The organism is Sphingomonas sp. TREG-RG-20F-R18-01, from assembly GCF_022662475.1.
Taxonomy (GTDB): Bacteria; Pseudomonadota; Alphaproteobacteria; order Sphingomonadales; family Sphingomonadaceae; genus Sphingomonas.
Map to the genome: position 1 here is coordinate 165,596 of NZ_JAKNQQ010000003.1, position 17,261 is coordinate 182,856.

The window sequence follows — 17,261 nt, forward strand, 5'->3', positions numbered from 1 at the left end:
GATGACCGAACACCCGATCGTCCTGCACAAGCCGCGCTTGGCGGCCTGGCTGATGGACCCGATCCGCGCGAGCCGCGGCCTGTATCTGCAGGTCGCGCTGGCCGCCACGCTCGTCAACCTGTTCAGCCTGGCGACCAGCCTGTTCTCGATGACGGTGTACAATCGGATCGTCCCGAACAACGCGACCGACTCCCTGATTGCACTGTCGGTCGGGATGGGCATCGTGCTGGTGTTCGATTTCGTCCTGCGCTCGCTGCGGGGCTACTTCGTCGATATCGCGGGGCGGCGGATCGATGCCACGGTCGGTACCGCGATTTTCGACCGTATGCTGTCGATGCGCATGGAAAGCCGCAAAGGATCGAACGGCGCCTTTGCTGGGTTGCTCCGCGAATTCGAATCGCTGCGGGATTTCTTCGCCTCCGCGACGCTCGTCGCGATCGTGGATGTCCCGTTCATCCTGTTGTTCCTGACCGTCATCTGGGCGATCGGCGGGTGGGTCGTCATCGTCCCGCTCGCGCTCGTTCCGGCGGTGATCGGGGTAGGGCTGTTCTCGCAGCCGTCGCTTGGCGAACTGGCGGGCAAGGGGCTGACGCAGGGCATGTCGAAGCAGGGCGTGCTGGTCGAAACCATTTCGGGGCTGGAGACGATCAAATCGTCGTCGGCCGGTCCTTTGATGGCGCGCCGCTGGGCGCAGGCGGTCGAGGATCATGCGGCATCGTCGCTGAAGCAGCGCCTGGTCGCCGCGGTCACCATCAACGTCGCGCAGTCCGCGCAACAGGTCTGCTACATCGGGGTCGTCATCCTCGGCGTCTATCTCGTGGCCGATCACCAGTTGACGATGGGCGGCCTCATCGCCGCATCGATCCTCGGCAGCCGCTGCGTCGCCCCGCTGGGGCAGATCGCAAGCTTGCTGACCCGCATCAGCCACACGCGCTCGGCCTACGCCCATATCGACCAGTTGATGCAAAGCGGCGGCGAGGCGCGGGACGATACCCGTTACCTGCGTCGACCCAAACTCGACGGCACGATCGAGTTCCGCAACGTCATCTTCCGGTATCCCGGCAGCACGGTCCGCGCGCTCGACGACGTGAGTTTCCTGATCGAGCCCGGCGAACACGTGGCGATCGTCGGCCGGGTCGGGTCGGGCAAATCGACGATCGCGCGCCTGATCCTGGGGCTCTACGAGCCAAGCGAGGGCGCCGTGCTCGTGGACGATGCCGACGTCCGCCAGCTTCATCCGGAGGATCTCCGACGCAATATCGGTGCGGTGCTGCAGGACGTCTTCCTCCTGACCGGCTCGGTCCGCGAGAACATCGCTCTGGGGAACAGCGCGGTCGACGACGCCGCGGTGCTCCGCGCGGCCCGCGTGTCGGGAACGCATGATTTCATCGGCCAGATGCCCAACGGTTATGATCTCAAGCTTGCGGATCGCGGCGAAGGGTTGTCGGGCGGTCAGCGGCAGTCGATTGCGATGGCGCGGGCGCTGGCCAGTGATCATCCGATCCTGTTGTTCGACGAACCGACCAGCGCGATGGATATCCAGTCCGAGAACGCGCTGATTGCGCGGCTCGAAACCGAGCTGCAGCGCAAGACCGTCGTCCTCGTCACGCACCGCCAATCCATGCTGCGGTTGGCGGACCGTGTCATCATCATGGACCACGGAAAGATCGTCGCCGCCGGCCCGCGCGACGACGTGCTCAAATCCGTCGCCGTCAACTGAAGGAAGCCGCCATGTCGTCTGCCGCCGTCGCGACCCTCGCCAGCCCGACCGCCAGGCCCAGCCAGGCGTCGCAATATCTGTTCTGGGCCATCGCTGCCTTCACGAGTGCGTTGCTGGCTTGGGCCGCGATCGCCAAGGTCGATGAAACCGCGACGGCAACCGGCCGCGTAATCCCGTCGCGCCAGTTGCAGATCGTTTCCAATCTCGAAGGGGGGGTGGTCAAGACGATCCTGGTCAAGGCGGGTGTCACGGTGACCGCCGGGCAACCACTGCTCGAACTCGACAGCACGCAATTTGCGTCTGAGTTCGGGAAGACCTCGGAAACATACAATGCGCTCGTGGCACGGGTCGCTCGGTTGAAGGGCGAAGTCAGCGGCACGGAGCCGGTCTTTCCGCCGGCGCTGGTCGCCGCCGCGCCCCAGCTCGTCGCTACCGAGCGATCGCTTTATTCGGCGCAATTGGCCGAGCTCGCCGCGGCGAGCTCGGTCGAGCAGGCCAAGCTGGACCAGGCCCAACGTGCATTGGGTCAGGCCGAGGTCGACTCGGCGATGCGCGCGGAGGGAGCGGCGCTGGCGGACCGCGAAGTCACGATGATTGCACCGTTGGTCGACAAGGGCATCGAACCCCAGATCGAGCTCCTGCGAGCGAAAACGGCACAATCCCAGGCGCGCGGTGGCGCGAACGGAGCCGTCCTCGCGATCCGCCGGGCAAGGTCGGCAGTTGCCGAGGCGCAATCGGGCCTGCGCAGCGTCCGCAACAAACAGCGCGCGCAGGCGGTCGAACAGTTGACGCAGAGCAGCGCGGAACTGGCCAACCAGAGCGAGGCACTGCCGGCGTTGCAGGACCGGGTGCGCCGCACCGTGCTCCGCGCGCCGATATCGGGCACGGTCAACCGCGTCCTGGTTGCGACGGTGGGAGGCACCGTACGCCCGGGTGAACCGTTGATCGAGATCGTGCCGAAGGACGATACGCTGGTCGTCGAGGCGGACGTCAAGCCAGCGGATATCGCGTTCATGCATCCGGGCCAACGCGCGACGGTAAAGCTCACCGCTTATGACTATTACGTCTATGGCGGCCTCGACGCGAAGGTCGAAGGCATTTCGCCCGACGCGACGGTCAATGAACGGAGCGGCGAAAGCCACTTCACGATCCGCGTTCGCACCCACGACGCGTCCCTCAAGGCGCCGGACGGCAGCGCCTTGCCGATCGGTGCCGGGATGACCGCGCAGATCGACTTGCTGGGGCACAAGCGCACGATCCTGAGCTATCTGCTGACGCCGTTCAGCAAGCTGTCCGACAATGCGTTCCGCGAGAAATGAGGGGAAGCGTCAGGACGCGTCGTCCGCTTCGATCACCAGCATCTTGCTGAGCAGGCGGACGAGCTGTGCCTGTCGACCCGTTCCGGTCTTGTCCAATATGTTGGATAACTGAGTCCGCAGGGTCGAAACGCGGACCCCAGTCCGCACGGCAACGTCCTGCAGCGTTTCCCCATCGGCCAAGGCGGCCGCGAGGGCCGCCTCGGCCTTGGTAAGCGCAAAGGTCGTGCACAACAGCGTTTCGGACAGGTGATACGACGTGTCGAGATCGAGGATGGTCAGACGTGCGACCAGACGCCCGTTTTCAACGCGTTGTACGAACAATCGAAGAATGAGCGGTAAGCCGGCAAAGCGCGGTTGCGCAAAAACCGCGCGAAGGCAGGCATTCGCCGGTGCCTGGGCCAGGGCACTTCTCAGTGCGCGTTCCACCAGATCATGCGTCGTGCTGCTTCGGAACTGGACGATGCCATCGTGGATCGTGAACACCTCGGGAAAGAACACGGTGTCAGAATGCCTGCGCGCGATGAGGGCGCGGTGCGCATCGAAATGGACGTGGATCGATCCTGCCTGGCGACCACCGTTCCGGTGTTTGTCCGCTTCCGGCTCGGAGCCAAAACGAGGACGTGCGATAGCGCCCGCTTCTGCCATGATACGCTTTCTACTCGATCATGGCGTCAGACGGGATGGCCTGACGCCAAAACACCCTGAAGCGCCAAGAACGGTTAACGCGGGCCTGTCGCGAGTGCTGCTGGCCCTCCCCGTTTGTCTCGCCCCACGTCATGGAACAGCGTCGCGCTGGCATGAACAATATAGCATTACTACGGGGTATGATCTGGGGGCAGACGTGGGGTGCACCGTGTAGAACATGGATCGTGCTCCTGTAACGGATGATCGCGACGGACGATCGCACCGAGCAGTCAGGGCTCGACGATCGCCCGCATCGAAGCGCGATGTGGCACGCGTCGCAAAAACCGCACCACGTGACATTGGCAGATGCTACGCAGTGCGGTTCAGGTCTTTGGCTCGATGCGGCCTTTGGCTCGCCGACTATCAATACGCGCGGCCAGTCGATGATGGTATCCAGACAAAGGTTGTAGTGGCGCCATCTTTCTTCGGGATCGCAGCGCGAGCCGCGGTCTACGCCGCACCGACTGCGGAGCGTGGGGCGATAGTGAGGGAGAAGAGTAGCGCCCTGGCTGTTCCTGCCGCAGCGAGAAGCCCTTGCCGGGAGCGTTTCGCCCGCCGCAACGCTCCGACGGCGCGCCTGTTGGCGGAAGAGGGCAGGCCGGATGGCCGGGCCAAGCTGCAACGGGATTGGACGAGATGCTATCACGATCGGAAAACGCTCGATCGCTTCGCTACCAGGCAAGATGGCACGGGGCGGCTCCGAGACGCGTATCGCGCCCGCTAGCTCAGCCGATCGATGGCTTCGCGGTCCAGCGATCCCGGGATGATCATCAACGGGATCGGCAGTGCGCCTGCATCGAGCCCGGCAAAATGGGTGACCAGCGGCCCGGGCGCGCCGGCCGCGGCGGTTGCCAGCACCAGCGCCGCGATGTCGGAATTGGCGGCGATCATCTCGCGGATGACCTTGGGGCCTTCGCCCTGACGAACGGTGATCGACGGTCGCAACCCCGATTCCTGGATGAGCGTTCCAGCTGCGCCCGTTACCAGCGCCTCGGCGTGTTCGCGTGCTTCATCCTCGATCGTCGCCTGCACGCCACCGAAGGGCGTGAATTCGGTCGGCGGGACCAAGGCAAGGATCTCGACCCCGCCGCCCGTCTTGACCGCACGGCGCGCGGCGAATCTCAGCGCGATGCTGCTTTCGGGCGTTTCATCGATGACGACCAGATAGATGCGCATTTGTACCGGCTCTCCCCTGCGGATAAGTGGGGCTAACTGCCGCATGACGCAAGCGTCGGTCTTGACCGCACCTTGATCGGGCGCGAAGGACGGCGGCCATAGGATTCGGTCAAAACAAGGACGTGTCGATGCCGGTCGAGATCAAAATGCCTGCACTTTCCCCGACGATGGAGGAGGGTACGCTGGCCAAGTGGTTGGTCAAGGAGGGCGATGTCGTCAAATCGGGTGACCTGATGGCCGAAATCGAGACCGACAAGGCGACGATGGAATTCGAAGCCGTCGACGAAGGCACGATCGGCAAGATCCTGGTCGCCGAGGGCACGGACAATGTGAAGGTCGGTACCGTCATCGCCACGCTGCTCGCGGACGGCGAGAGCGCCGGCGCGACGACGCCCGAACCCGCCGCGAAGGAATCCGAGCCCAAGCCGTCGCCCGCCGACCCCAACAAGACCGGCAGCGAAGCCAAGCCCGTCGAGCGCACGGCCGAGCAGGCCGAGGATCATGGCAACCCCGAGGGCGGCGCTGCGCCGAAGTCGGCTGCGCCCGCGCCGACGCCCGCACCCGCTGCGCGCCAGGATGGCGAGCGCGTCAAGGCGAGCCCGCTCGCGCGCCGCATTGCTGCCGAGAAGAGCATCGACCTCGCGGCGTTGCAGGGTTCTGGCCCGAACGGCCGGATCGTCCGCGCCGATCTCGAAGGCGCGAAGACCGGTCACGCTCCAGCCGCACAGGCGAGTGCCGCCGCTGCCGCATCGGCACCGACCGCTGCTGCGCCGGCCGCGGCACCCAAGCCCGCCGCGATCCCGGACATCCCGCACACCGCGGAGAAGCTCAGCAACGTGCGCAAGACGATCGCGCGCCGCCTGACCGAGTCCAAGCAGACCGTTCCGCACATCTACCTGACGGTGGATATCCGGCTCGACGCACTCCTCAAGCTGCGCGCGGACATGAACAAGGGGCTCGCGGGCCGTGGCGTCAAGCTGTCGGTCAACGACCTGCTGATCAAGGCGCTCGCCGCCAGCCTGATGCAGGTGCCCAAGTGCAACGTGATGTTCACGCCCGACCAGCTGATCAGTTTCGAGCGCGCGGATATTTCGGTCGCGGTCTCGACCCCGTCGGGGCTGATCACGCCGATCGTCTCGCACGCCGACACCAAGGGCGTCGCCGCGATCTCGACCCAGATGAAGGATCTCGCTTCGCGCGCCCGCGACAACAAGCTGAAGCCCGAGGAATATCAGGGCGGTACGGCATCGCTCAGCAACATGGGCATGTACGGGATCAAGCAGTTCGAGGCGGTCATTAACCCGCCGCAGGGCATGATCATGGCGATCGGCGCGGGCGAGAAGCGTCCCTACATAATCGACGATACGCTCGGCGTTGCGACGGTGATGTCGGCGACCGGCAGCTTCGATCACCGCGCGATCGACGGCGCGGATGGCGCACAGTTGATGCAGGCGTTCAAGGCACTGGTCGAATCGCCCTTGGGCATGCTCGCCTGACATGCCGATGTGGCGCACCTTGATCGAAGCGCTGTGGATCGTGGCGGGGCTGATCGGCGCGGCGGTGTTCGCATCGCTCGCGACCTGGTCGGTCCCCGCCGCGCGCGGGTCGATCTGGGGTGTCGCCTATGTCTCGATGATCGTGCTGGTGCTGATGGGCGTCGGTCCGGTACGCCGGGCGTGGGCGCGCGATCGGGCGGCACAGGGCGACACGGGGAATGTCTGAGGCGCCCCCCAGTGCCGCGCCAGCGATCCGAGCGACGGCGATGGCGTGTGACGCCAACCCCTATGGCAAGATCTTCGTCGGCTGGCTGATGGGACAGATGGCACTTGCGGCCGGGTCGGTCGCCTCGCGCTATTGTGGCGGTCGCGCGCCCGTGGTGGCGGCGGACGCCTTCAGCTTCACCGCGCCGGTTGCGACTGGCGATGAAGTCAGTTTCCACGCCGAGATCGTCGCCACCGGGCGCACGTCGATGACGGTCGCCGTTTCGGTCTGGCGTCGCGACCGACACGGCGATCAAACCGAGCGCGCCGCGAGCGGGCGCTTTACCCTGGTTTCGATGGGGGAAGACGATCGTCCTCTCCCGCTACAAGAAGGATCCTCCCTTGGCTGATACGTTCGATCTCGTCATCCTCGGCTCCGGCCCCGGCGGCTATGTCGCCGCGATCCGCGCGGCGCAGCTTGGTCTCAAGACCGCGATCATCGAGCGCGAGCGCTTGGGCGGCATTTGCCTCAACTGGGGCTGCATCCCGACCAAGGCGCTGCTGCGCACGTCCGAAATCTATCACTACATGCAGAATGCCGAGAGCTACGGCCTCAGCGCGGACAACGTGTCGTTCGATCTGAACAAGGTGGTCGAGCGCAGCCGCAAGGTCGCGGGCCAGCTCAACGCGGGCGTCAAAGGCCTGATGAAGAAGAACAAGATTCAAGTGTTCGAGGGCGTCGGCGCGCTGACGGGGAAGGGCAAGCTGACCGTCCGCCAAGGCGACAAGACGACCGAGCTCGAAGCCAAGCACATCATTGTCGCGACTGGCGCGCGCGCGCGCGACTTGCCGTTCGCCAAGGCGGATGGCGAGCGGATCTGGACGTACCGGCACGCGATGGTCCCGCCCGAAATGCCGACCAAGCTGCTGGTCATCGGATCGGGTGCGATTGGCGTGGAATTCGCGAGCTTCTACAACGACATGGGCGCAGACGTTACGATCGTGGAGATGCTCCCGCGGATCCTGCCGGTCGAGGACGAGGAAGTCTCCGCGTTCATGGACAAGGCACTGACGAAGCAGGGGATCAAGCTGCTGGTCGGGACTGGTCTCGAGGGTATCGAGACCTCGGCCAAGGGCGTCACCGCGAAGATCAAGGGCAAGGACGGGACGGTCACGTCCGAGGAATTCAGCCACGTCATCGTCGCGATCGGGATCGTGCCCAACACCGAGAACATCGGTCTGGAGTCGCTCGGGATCGAGACCGAGCGCGGGCATATCAAGGTCGATGGCTATGCGCGCACCAACGTCGAGGGGATCTACGCGATCGGCGATGTGACCGGCGCGCCGTGGCTGGCGCACAAAGCGAGCCATGAGGGCATCGTCTGCGTCGAGGCGATCGCGGGGTTGAAGCCGCATCCGTTCGAGAAGTGGAACATCCCGGGCTGCACCTACTCGCGCCCGCAGGTCGCGAGCGTCGGCTTCACCGAGGCGAAGGCCAAGGAAGCGGGTTATGAGCTCAAGGTCGGCAAATTCCCGTTCATCGGCAACGGCAAGGCGATCGCGCTCGGCGAGGCGGAAGGCTTCGTCAAGACCGTGTTCGACGCCAAGACCGGCGAGCTGCTCGGCGCGCACATGGTCGGCGCGGAAGTGACCGAGCTGATCCAGGGCTATGTCGTCGCGCGCCAGCTCGAGACGACCGAGGCCGAACTGATGGAAACGGTGTTCGCGCATCCGACGCTCAGCGAGATGATGCACGAGAGCGTCCTTGGCGCATACGGCCGGGAGATCCACTTCTGACATGACCACCGACCTGCTCCGCCCTGCGATTCTGGCCGGGGCGGCGCTGGTCCTGTGCGTCGCCGCGCTCGCGCTATTCTGGCCGGGCGTCGCGATGTACGATACGGTGGCGCAATACGGGCAAGTGCTGGCCGGCGAATATGAGGACTGGCACCCCCCGATCATGGCGCAGCTCTGGGCGGTGCTGCGAGGAAGCGCAGGCGGCGTCCCGCCTGCTGCGCCGATGCTGCTCCTGCAGATGGCGCTGTACTGGTTCGGGCTCGGTCTGATTGCGGTGACCCTCGTCAGGATCGGGAAACTGCAGGGCGGGATCGCGGTACTGCTGGTCGGTGTCGTTCCGCTGTTCCTGGGCTGGCAGGGAACGGTGCTGAAGGACGCTCAGATGCTCGGCGCGATGCTGGCGGCCGTCGGGATCGTGGGTTGGTGGCGGTTGCGGGCTGCGCGCGTACCTTTCTTTGCCTGGGTGCTGGTCGCGGTGCTGCTCGGCTATGCAACGCTGGTTCGGGCGAATGCCGTGTTTGCCACGGTCGCCCTGGGCGTCATGCTGGTCGGCCCGCGGTCCTGGTGGGGTCGCGCCGTGATGGCGCTGGTCGGCGTCGGGATTGTCCTGGCGGTTTCGCCGGTGATCAATCACGCAGTGCTGGGCGCAGGTAAAAGCGGGGTCGAGCGTACTGAAGCGATTTACGATTTGAGTGCGATTGCGGTTCGTGCGCCCGGCGTGTTCACCGGACTGACGCCGTCCGAAATCCGCACGATTGCGGCGCGGCACTGCGTCAAACCCTATTTCTGGGATCCGCTCGGCGAACCGGATCGCTGCGGCCCGCAGGTCGAGGGCTTGCATGCCTATTCACCTGGCACGCTCTACCAGATGCTGGCAGGCGCAGTCCTCCGCGCGCCGGGTGCGTACCTCCAGCACAGGCTGGGGCACTGGAATTCGACCGAGCGCTGGCTCGTCGGAGCGGGGGCGCCGGGCGCGTTGCCACCCGTCCGCAGTCAACCCAACGACCTCGGTCTGACGAGCCCGGGCGCTGCGGCGACTGTCTGGCAAACGATCGAAGGCTGGACCGTCGATACGCCGCTTGGATGGCCGATTGCATTCCTGTGCTGTGCGCTCATCGGCCTGACTGTGGCGCTGCGGCGGCACGTGGGTGCGATCCGCGACTTCGCGCTCGCGCTGCTGGTGTCGGCGGTGCTGCTGGAGACGAGTTTCCTGGTGCTCAGTATTGCGTCGGACCTGCGGTATCACTTGTGGTCGATGGTCGCGACGACGGTGGCTATCGTACTCCTGGTCGCCGAGCGCGCGTTGACGCGGCGCGAACTGATGGTCGGAGGGGTAGCATTGACGCTGGTCATCTGCAGCGGCACGGCGGCCCGCCTCGTCTTGCCGCGCGCACCGGCGACCTACGCCGCGCAACTGCTTTGAACGGTACGAAAATCCCTTTCGTGCGTTTGGATGAGACGACACCGGCGCGAAAGCCGGGACCGGCCGCTCGGCAGGCGGCACCTAGTAGAAGGACCGATGGCATGACCGACACGATGCAGAACGCGTTCAACGAAAAGGTCCTCGATCCGGCGCGCAAGGCCGGCGAAGCGATGCGCGATGCGGGCGGCAAGATCGCCGAGACCGGATCGACCGTGAGCCTCAAGATGCTCGATCAGGCGGAGACCAACACGCGCGAGGCGTTCAATGCGATGCGCGCTGCGGCGGGTGCGAAGGATCTGTCCGAAGTAATGAAGATCCAGGGGGATTTCATTCGGGAACAGAGCAGCCGCAACATGACGCAGGCGCGCGAGATCGGCGAACTGATCATGCAGTTCGGCCGTGACACCGTTGGGGTGATGCGCGGCGACAAGGGATGAAAAACCGACGTCCTCTTCCTGGTGAGGAAGAGGGCGTCCTCCCTCAAACGTCGAGCTTGATTGCGGTCAGGCAGTAGCCGTCCCTGCCTCACGTGCGATATCTGCGCTCAGGATCGCGAGGTCGTGCGGGTTGCCCTGTCGGTCGCGGACCTGGTCGCGAAGCAAGGCTTCGGCGCGAAACCCCAGGCTTTCGAACAGCATGACGGAACCGATCTGGTCCGGCGTCATGTTCGCCACCAGCTTGCGCAACCCGCGCTCGCGCGCGATGACGTAGATACCCTCGAGCAGATCACGGCCGACGCCAGCGCCCCTGCGCGTGGGCGTCACCAGCAATCGCACCTCACCGACGTGCGTGCTCCAGCCTAGCGGATCACACACGAGCGCCGCAGTGCCCACCAGCTGGTCGTTTTCCTCGGCGACGAGACCATCGATATAGCCCGCTTCCATTGCCTCGACCCATGCCGCGACCACGCGCGGATGTTTCAAGTCGCGCCCTAGAAACAACAGGTCATGTTCCGGCAGCCGCTGAGCGAACGCGATCATCGCGGGCTGATCGTCGGCAGTGAAACGACGGATGCGATGGCTCATGTCGAACATATCCCCGGCCGATCCCCCGGACGGCCAGTGCCACCGGTCACCTTGGCGCCACGCCGATCCATACAGCGTAGCGGCGTAAAGTCACCTCATCGTTGCAGAAGCACCGCTCACCGGCTGTGCTGCAGAGGGACGTGGCCCCGCAGGCGTCGGATCGAGCAGAGCGTCGCCGCCGAGCACGCGATAGAGCGTGACGCGATTGGTCGCCCCCGTCAGCCGTGTCGAAACCAGCGTGCGCTGTGCCGAATAGAGCGAACGCTGGGCGTCGAGACTTTGCAGAAACGTATCGATACCACCGCGATAGCGCGCATCGGACAACCGGTAGTTGTCGGTAGCAGCCGCCGACAGCGCTATCTGGGCTGCCAGCTGACGGTCGATGGTACCCCGGCGCGCCAGACCATCGGCCACTTCGCTAAAGGCCGTCTGGATCGTCTTTTCATAAGTCGCGAGGGCCGCATCGCGTTGCGCACGCGTCTGCGCGACGCCAGCACGCGCAGCACCGGCTGAAAAGATCGAATAGCTCGCACTGGGCGCTACCGAATAGTTGAAAGCCCCGCCCGTAAACAGGCTTGTCAGCGACGTGCTTGCCAAGCCGGCGAGCGCCGTGAGCGAAATTCGCGGGAACAGGGCGGCACGTGCCGCACCGATTTCTGCGTTCGTCGCGCGCAGCTCATATTCGGCTTGCAGTACGTCCGGACGACGGAACAGGATGGTTGAGTTGAGCCCTGCCGGCAGTTCGGCGACGGTCGGCGCGGCCTCCTCGATCGACTTCGGCAGTAGCGAAGGGTCGACCGGGGCACCCACCAGCAGCTGCAACGCGTTGACGTCCTGGGCGACGAGCGTCGTCTGCGTGGCAAGATCCGACTGGGCGGTCTGCAGCACGATCTGCGCCTGCGCGAGATCGGTCCGTGGCGCAATTCCGCCGTCAAGCCGCGCCCGGGTCAGGTTGACGCTGGTCTGGGCGATCGCTGCGGTCTCCCGCGCGATCTTGAGGAGGCTCACGTCAAAGGCATAGGTCAACCAGGCGGTCGCGATATCCCCGACCAGCGTAAGGCGCGTCGCACGCGCGGCAGCTTCGGTCGCGAAGTACCGGTTCTGCGCGGCGGTGGTCAGCGATCTCACGCGCCCGAACAAGTCGATCTCGAACGCGGTAATGCCGAGGTTGGCGGAAAAGGTGTTCCGGACGCCGCTCGTCGACGTCGTCGTGATGCCAGTGCCGGTCCCGTTTCCGGTGCCGACGCCGGTCGTCGGGTCGGTCGTTCCGGTTGACCCGGTCGATCCGGTCGTCGTGCCCGTTCCGGTGGTCGTGGTGGTCGCTCCGTTGCCGCTGTCGCGATGTGTGAAGCTCCCGGATACTGCGAGTTCGGGAAGCAGCTCGGCGCGCTGGATGCGATACTGGGCGCGCGCCGTCTCGATGTTCGCCGCAGCGAGGCGTAGGTCGCGATTGTTGGCGAGTGCTTCGACGATGATCTGCTGCAATCGCGGGTCCCGAAAGATGTCGCGATACGAAATGCTGGGCAGTGCCGCCTCGCTCCGGCGTAGATAGGCGTCGCCGCTGGGCCAGCTTGGCGGTACCGGCAGTTCGGGCCGCACGTATTTCGGAGCCATCGAACAAGCCGATACGGCAGCGAGCGACACGCCGAGCAGGATCTTGCGCATCATGCCGTTGCCTCCGGGCGGTCTGCAGTTCGGGGGGCAGGGGGGCCGTAGGCCTCCGGCTGGCGTGGTGTGTCGGGCGAGTCGTGATGGAAGTGCTTGAGCACATCGCGTGTGCCGCGGCGAACCAGAACGAAGAACAGCGGAATGTAGAAGATCGCAAGGATCGTGGCCGTCAGCATCCCGCCGATCACCGCCGTACCGATCGCGATACGACTGTTTGCGCCCGCGCCGGTCGAGATGGCCAACGGCAGAACGCCGAAGATGAACGCAAAGCTGGTCATCAAAATCGGGCGCAGTCGGATGCGGGCCGCTTCGAGTGCGGCTTCGATGACACGCTTGCCCTGCTTCTCCGCCTGTTCCGCGAACTCGATCATCAGGATCGCGTTCTTCGCCGCCAGACCCATGGTGGTGAGCAATCCGATCTGCAGGTAAACGTCGTTCTGCAGCCCGCGCAGCGTCACGGCGAAGACAGCGCCGACCAGGCCGAGCGGAATGATCAGCAGCACCGCCACCGGGATCGTCCAGCTCTCATACAACGCGGCAAGGCAGAGAAACACGACCAGCAGCGAGATGGCATACAGGAACGGCGCCTGCCCGGACGACAACCGCTCCTGATAGGACAGCCCGGCCCAGGCCACGCTCGTTCCCGGATATTTGGCGGCGAGTTCGGTCATCCGGTTCATCGCCTGGCCGGAGCTCTGTCCGGGCGCCGCCTGCCCCGAGAGCTCGTAGGACGAAATTCCGGAGAATCGCGCGAGCGAGGGCGGTGCCTTGCTCCACGAAATGGTCGAAAAGGCCGAGAACGGAGCCATTGTCCCGGTCGTGCCGCGCACGAACCATTTCGACAGATCGTCCGGCGACGACCGATAGGGCGCGTCGCCTTGGACGTACACGCGCTTCACACGGCCGCGATCGTTGAAATCGTTGACATAGCTGCCGCCCCAGGCGGTCGACAGCGTCGCATTCACATTGGCCTGCGTCAGCCCCAACGTACTCAGCTTCTGGGAATCCAGCGCAACCTGTAGCGTCGGCTGGTCGTCGAGGTCGGTCGGTCGTATCGCCGCAAGCGTGGGGTCGGCGCGCGCGGCGGCCAGAAGGCCGTCGCGTGCGGCCTTGAATTGCTCGCGGCTCAACCCGCCGCTGTTCTGCAGCTCCATCGTGAAGCCGTTCGACTGACCGAGGCCCCGGACCGCGGACGGCACGGTCGCATAGAATTCCACGTCGCGAAGACCGCCGAGCGCCTTGGTCGCGCGTTGCGTGATCGCGTCGGCACCGTTTTCGGTGCCCTTGCGATCCGCCCAATCCTTGAGCGCGATGAAACCACGCCCGGCGTTGGAGCCGCCACCGCCATTACCGCCACCCGCGACGGTCAGATACCCGTCGACGTTCTTGGCTTCCGGGCCCGCGAAGTATTTCTCGATCTGCAACTGCGCAACGCGCGTCTGGTTCAGCGTGGCCCCCGGCGCGAGATTATACTGGATCTGCGCGATGCCTTGATCTTCGGTCGGGAGGAAGCCGGTCGGCAGTCGCACGAACAGCAGCACCAGGACCGCCATGACCCCCGCATAGATCAGCAGGAACAGCCACTTGCGATCCACGACGCGCTCGACGGCGCGACCATAGCGGTCGACGGTACGATCGAACCCGTTGTTGAACCAATCCTTCGCGCCTTGGGTCTTGCGGGCGAACCAGCCATCCCGCTTCTGATCGCTCTTGCGCTTCAGCAAGGTTGCGGTCAGCGCCGGGGTGAGAACCAGCGCAACCACCACCGACAGGACCATGGCCGACACGATGGTGATCGAGAACTGGCGGTAGATCACGCCCGTCGATCCGCCGAAGAATGCCATCGGCAGGAACACTGCCGACAATACGAGCGCGATCGCGACGAGCGCTACGGTGATCTCATCCATCGACTGGATGGTCGCGTCACGCGGCGACATCTCGGGATTCTCTTCGAGTAACCGTTCGACGTTCTCGACCACGACGATCGCGTCGTCGACGAGCAGCCCGATCGCCAGCACCAGCCCGAACAGCGTCAACGTGTTGATCGAAAAGCCGGCCAGCGCAAAAATCCCGAACGTGCCGAGCAGAACGACCGGAACCGCGATCGTCGGGATCAGCGTTGCGCGCCATTTCTGGAGGAACACGAACATGACGATGACGACGAGAATGATCGCCTCGAACAGCGTCTTTTCAACTTCCTCGACCGACAGCTTGATGAACGCGGTTGAATCCTGCGGGAAGCTGTAGGCGTAGCCGTTGGGAAACCCCTTCGATGCGCGCTCGATCTCGGCCTTGACCAATTCCGCTGTCCCGAGCGCGTCGGCGCCCGGCGCCAGGCTGACCGCGATGCCGGCACCCGGGTGTCCGTTGACGCGGCTGGTGACCGCGTAGCTTTCGGCACCGAGTTCGATGCGGGCGACGTCCGACAGGTGGACGGTCGATCCGTCCGACTGGGTCTTGAGGACGATGTTGCGGAACTGCTCGGGGGTCGACAGCCGAGACTGGGAGGTGACGGTCGCGTCGAGCACCTGTTCCGGCGTGTTCGGCACGCCGCCGATCTCGCCCGCCGCAACTTCCGCATTCTGGGCGGTAATGGCGGTCGTCACGTCCGACGGCATCAGGCTGTAGCTGGCGAGCCGATTGGGATCGAGCCAGATGCGCATCGCATATTGCGCGCCAAACACGTTGATGTCGCCAACGCCCTTGATGCGGCCGATGGTGTCCTGCAGATTGGACACCAGATAGTCCGAGACGTCCTGGTTCGTCTGTTTGTCGCTGGTATCGTAGATCGCGGCGATCAGCAGGAAGTCCGGATTTGACTTGGTGACGGTCAGGCCCTGCTGCTGGACCTGCTGCGGAAGACGCGACAGGGCTTGCTGGACCTTGTTCTGGACCTGAACCTGCGCAATGTCCGGATTGGTGCCCTTCGAGAACGTCGCAGCAATCGTCACCTGACCGCGCGACGACGAACTGGTCGAGAAATACAGCAGGCCGTCGATGCCGGTGAGCTGCTGTTCGATCACCTGAGCGACCGAGTTTTCAAGAGTTTGCGCGTTGGCACCGGGATAGGTGGCGCGAATGTTGACCTGGGGTGGCGCGATGTCGGGGAATTGCTCGACCGGCAGCGTGTAGATCGCGCCGATGCCCGCCAGCATGATGATGATCGCGATGACCCAGGCAAAAATCGGCCGGTCGATGAAGATGCGGGATATCACGGCGCGTCAGTTCTTTTTCTTGTCGGCGGCGTTACCCTTGCCGGGATCGCGGATCTGTTGCGGCGCATTGGCCGGAACCGGCTTGATCACCTGGTTTGGCTTCACCTTCCCGACACCTTGCGTGATGATCTTGTCCCCTGGATTGAGGCCGCTGGTCACGACCCAATTGGTGCCCACGGTCCGCGTGGTGGTGATGCTCTTCTGCACCGCCTTGTTCCCGGGACCGACGAGGAACACCGTCGCGTTGCCCTTGGCATCCCGCGACACCGCCTGTTGGGGGACGAGGAATGCGTTGTTGTCGATCGACTGCGCGAAGCTCGCGCGGACGAACATCCCCGGCAACAGCAGGCCGTTGGGATTGGGGAAGCGGGCGCGCAGCGTCACCGTCCCAGTGGTTGCGTCGACCATCGCTTCGGAGAACTCGACGTCTCCGACCATGCCGTAGTCGCTGCCGTCCTCGAGCTTCAGCCGAACGTCGGCGCGGCCCGCGGCGGACGACCCGCCACCCGCCAGCGCGCGGCGCAGGCGGAGCAGATCCGCACTGGCCTGCTGAATATCGACGAAGATCGGATCGAGCCGCTGGATGACGGTCAGCGGATCGGTCTGGCTTGCCGTAACGAGGGCCCCTTCGGTGTAGAGCGAGCGCCCGATCTTGCCGGTAATGGGCGCCGGAACCGTCGTGAAACGCAGGTTGATCTTCGCCGTGTCCAGCGCCGCGCGGGTCTGCTGGACGGATGCCGCGGCCTGGCGAGCCACGGCTGCCGCATCGGTGTAATCCTGCGCCGCGACCGCCTGCATGTCCGCAAGCGGCTTGTAGCGGTCCGCCTTGACCTTCGTCGCGGACGCGTTGGCGGCGGCACTCGCGAGATTGGCGGCAGCCTGATTGGCGGACGCGCGGTACAGGCTCGGGTCGATCTGATACAGCGCCTGTCCCTTGCGGACGATCGATCCCTCCGTGAAGAAGCGCTTGGTGATCAGACCGGTAACCTGAGGGCGGACTTCGGAGGTCTGATAGGCCGAGGTACGGCCAGCGAGCTCGGTCACGGTCGGCACGCTGGATTTCTGCACTTCGACATAGCCGACTTCCGGCGGCCCCTTGGCGCCGCCGCGGCCGCCCTTGGTATCGGTTTTCTGGGCGCATCCGCCGAGGGTGATCGCTGCAAGGCCAAATGCGCCGATCGCGCACACGGGAAAAGACCGCAATTTCATCCGAGCCGCTGCTCCGCAGGGGTATGCGCCACAGGAGGATACCCTGCGCAATTGTCGCCTAACGAAGCCTCATAAGGGTTGTTCCGGCGGCGGATCAACTGTCTCGGTACGGCCCTATTGCGCTGCGGGAGAGCTACCGCAACTTTGCGATGGTAAGACCGTCCGCTTTAGCGCGATCCTTGGTCGATTCCTCGCTGCGCTTGAGCGCCTTGGAAATCGCCTTGAGCGCCATGCCCTTCTTGGCAAGCGTGTGCAGTTTCTGGATTTCGTCCGTCGTCCAGGGCTGGCGATGGCGCTCGAATCGTTCTTCACTCATGACGCCATG

General features: G+C 64.8%; 15 protein-coding genes. 8 read left to right on the forward strand and 7 right to left on the reverse strand.

Annotated elements, in window-relative coordinates:
• Position 1 precedes the first annotated feature (1 nt).
• Complete coding sequence (locus L8K25_RS10665; protein ID WP_242138895.1) at positions 2–1,720, forward strand: type I secretion system permease/ATPase; 1,719 nt, start codon at positions 2–4, stop codon at positions 1,718–1,720.
• Positions 1,721–1,731: 11 nt separating this feature from the next.
• Entirely contained in the window at positions 1,732–3,039 is a 1,308-nt protein-coding gene (locus tag L8K25_RS10670) for an HlyD family type I secretion periplasmic adaptor subunit (RefSeq protein WP_242138896.1), read from the forward strand.
• A gap of 9 nt (positions 3,040–3,048) precedes the next feature.
• Here L8K25_RS10670 and L8K25_RS10675 read toward each other — a convergent pair whose 3' ends face one another.
• Together L8K25_RS10675 and L8K25_RS10680 are read right to left on the reverse strand one after the other, a co-directional pair.
• Positions 3,049–3,684: a LuxR family transcriptional regulator gene (locus L8K25_RS10675; protein ID WP_242138897.1), complete on the reverse strand. Its 636-nt coding sequence runs from the start codon at positions 3,682–3,684 to the stop codon at positions 3,049–3,051.
• A 759-nt stretch (positions 3,685–4,443) separates the two neighbouring features.
• The gene (locus L8K25_RS10680; RefSeq protein WP_242138898.1) at positions 4,444–4,899 is read right to left on the reverse strand and encodes a universal stress protein; all 456 of its coding nucleotides are present in this window, start codon (positions 4,897–4,899) and stop codon (positions 4,444–4,446) included.
• 128 nt (positions 4,900–5,027) lie between these two features.
• Here L8K25_RS10680 and L8K25_RS10685 point away from each other — a divergent pair, with 128 nt between their 5' ends.
• From L8K25_RS10685 to L8K25_RS10710, 6 genes are all read left to right on the forward strand, one after another.
• Positions 5,028–6,395 (forward strand): pyruvate dehydrogenase complex dihydrolipoamide acetyltransferase, encoded by a 1,368-nt coding sequence (locus L8K25_RS10685; protein ID WP_242138899.1) that lies wholly within the window; start codon positions 5,028–5,030, stop codon positions 6,393–6,395.
• Positions 6,396–6,402: 7 nt separating this feature from the next.
• Positions 6,403–6,621, forward strand: coding sequence for a hypothetical protein (locus tag L8K25_RS10690; RefSeq protein WP_242138900.1), 219 nt, complete (start codon positions 6,403–6,405; stop codon positions 6,619–6,621).
• Complete coding sequence (locus L8K25_RS10695; RefSeq protein WP_242138901.1) at positions 6,614–7,009, forward strand: hotdog domain-containing protein; 396 nt, start codon at positions 6,614–6,616, stop codon at positions 7,007–7,009. Before L8K25_RS10690 ends, L8K25_RS10695 begins: the two co-directional genes overlap by 8 nt.
• Positions 7,002–8,396: a dihydrolipoyl dehydrogenase gene (lpdA, locus tag L8K25_RS10700; RefSeq protein WP_242138902.1), complete on the forward strand. Its 1,395-nt coding sequence runs from the start codon at positions 7,002–7,004 to the stop codon at positions 8,394–8,396. The genes L8K25_RS10695 and lpdA overlap by 8 nt, the downstream gene beginning before the upstream one ends.
• A 1-nt stretch (position 8,397) precedes the next feature.
• Positions 8,398–9,819 carry a hypothetical protein gene (locus L8K25_RS10705; protein WP_242138903.1) on the forward strand — a complete coding sequence of 474 codons (1,422 nt, stop codon included), beginning with the start codon at positions 8,398–8,400 and terminating at the stop codon, positions 9,817–9,819.
• A gap of 101 nt (positions 9,820–9,920) precedes the next feature.
• Positions 9,921–10,256, forward strand: coding sequence for a phasin family protein (locus L8K25_RS10710; protein ID WP_242138904.1), 336 nt, complete (start codon positions 9,921–9,923; stop codon positions 10,254–10,256).
• 66 nt (positions 10,257–10,322) lie between these two features.
• Here the strand turns inward: L8K25_RS10710 and L8K25_RS10715 are convergent, their stop codons facing one another.
• The 5 genes from L8K25_RS10715 to L8K25_RS10735 form a co-directional block, all read right to left on the reverse strand.
• Entirely contained in the window at positions 10,323–10,844 is a 522-nt protein-coding gene (locus L8K25_RS10715) for a GNAT family N-acetyltransferase (protein WP_242138905.1), read from the reverse strand.
• Positions 10,845–10,934: 90 nt separating this feature from the next.
• Positions 10,935–12,512 carry an efflux transporter outer membrane subunit gene (locus L8K25_RS10720; RefSeq protein ID WP_242138906.1) on the reverse strand — a complete coding sequence of 526 codons (1,578 nt, stop codon included), beginning with the start codon at positions 12,510–12,512 and terminating at the stop codon, positions 10,935–10,937.
• Positions 12,509–15,727 carry an efflux RND transporter permease subunit gene (locus L8K25_RS10725; RefSeq protein ID WP_242138907.1) on the reverse strand — a complete coding sequence of 1,073 codons (3,219 nt, stop codon included), beginning with the start codon at positions 15,725–15,727 and terminating at the stop codon, positions 12,509–12,511. The genes L8K25_RS10720 and L8K25_RS10725 overlap by 4 nt, the downstream gene beginning before the upstream one ends.
• Positions 15,728–15,733: 6 nt before the next feature.
• A complete protein-coding gene (locus tag L8K25_RS10730; protein WP_242139262.1) occupies positions 15,734–16,915 on the reverse strand; it encodes an efflux RND transporter periplasmic adaptor subunit in 1,182 nt (393 codons plus the stop codon).
• Positions 16,916–17,069: 154 nt separating this feature from the next.
• Positions 17,070–17,252, reverse strand: coding sequence for a hypothetical protein (locus L8K25_RS10735; RefSeq protein ID WP_026046530.1), 183 nt, complete (start codon positions 17,250–17,252; stop codon positions 17,070–17,072).
• Positions 17,253–17,261 lie beyond the last annotated feature (9 nt).

Excerpts from the sequence above, each read along its gene's own strand:
- L8K25_RS10665 (WP_242138895.1), top strand. The coding sequence starts at position 2 with ATGACCGAACACCCGATCGTCCTGCACAAGCCGCGCTTGGCGGCCTGG.
- L8K25_RS10670 (WP_242138896.1), top strand. The coding sequence starts at position 1,732 with ATGTCGTCTGCCGCCGTCGCGACCCTCGCCAGCCCGACCGCCAGGCCC.
- L8K25_RS10675 (WP_242138897.1), bottom strand. The coding sequence starts at position 3,684 with ATGGCAGAAGCGGGCGCTATCGCACGTCCTCGTTTTGGCTCCGAGCCG.
- L8K25_RS10680 (WP_242138898.1), bottom strand. The coding sequence starts at position 4,899 with ATGCGCATCTATCTGGTCGTCATCGATGAAACGCCCGAAAGCAGCATC.
- L8K25_RS10685 (WP_242138899.1), top strand. The coding sequence starts at position 5,028 with ATGCCGGTCGAGATCAAAATGCCTGCACTTTCCCCGACGATGGAGGAG.
- L8K25_RS10690 (WP_242138900.1), top strand. The coding sequence starts at position 6,403 with ATGTGGCGCACCTTGATCGAAGCGCTGTGGATCGTGGCGGGGCTGATC.
- L8K25_RS10695 (WP_242138901.1), top strand. The coding sequence starts at position 6,614 with ATGTCTGAGGCGCCCCCCAGTGCCGCGCCAGCGATCCGAGCGACGGCG.
- L8K25_RS10705 (WP_242138903.1), top strand. The coding sequence starts at position 8,398 with ATGACCACCGACCTGCTCCGCCCTGCGATTCTGGCCGGGGCGGCGCTG.
- L8K25_RS10710 (WP_242138904.1), top strand. The coding sequence starts at position 9,921 with ATGACCGACACGATGCAGAACGCGTTCAACGAAAAGGTCCTCGATCCG.
- L8K25_RS10715 (WP_242138905.1), bottom strand. The coding sequence starts at position 10,844 with ATGAGCCATCGCATCCGTCGTTTCACTGCCGACGATCAGCCCGCGATG.
- L8K25_RS10720 (WP_242138906.1), bottom strand. The coding sequence starts at position 12,512 with ATGATGCGCAAGATCCTGCTCGGCGTGTCGCTCGCTGCCGTATCGGCT.
- L8K25_RS10735 (WP_026046530.1), bottom strand. The coding sequence starts at position 17,252 with ATGAGTGAAGAACGATTCGAGCGCCATCGCCAGCCCTGGACGACGGAC.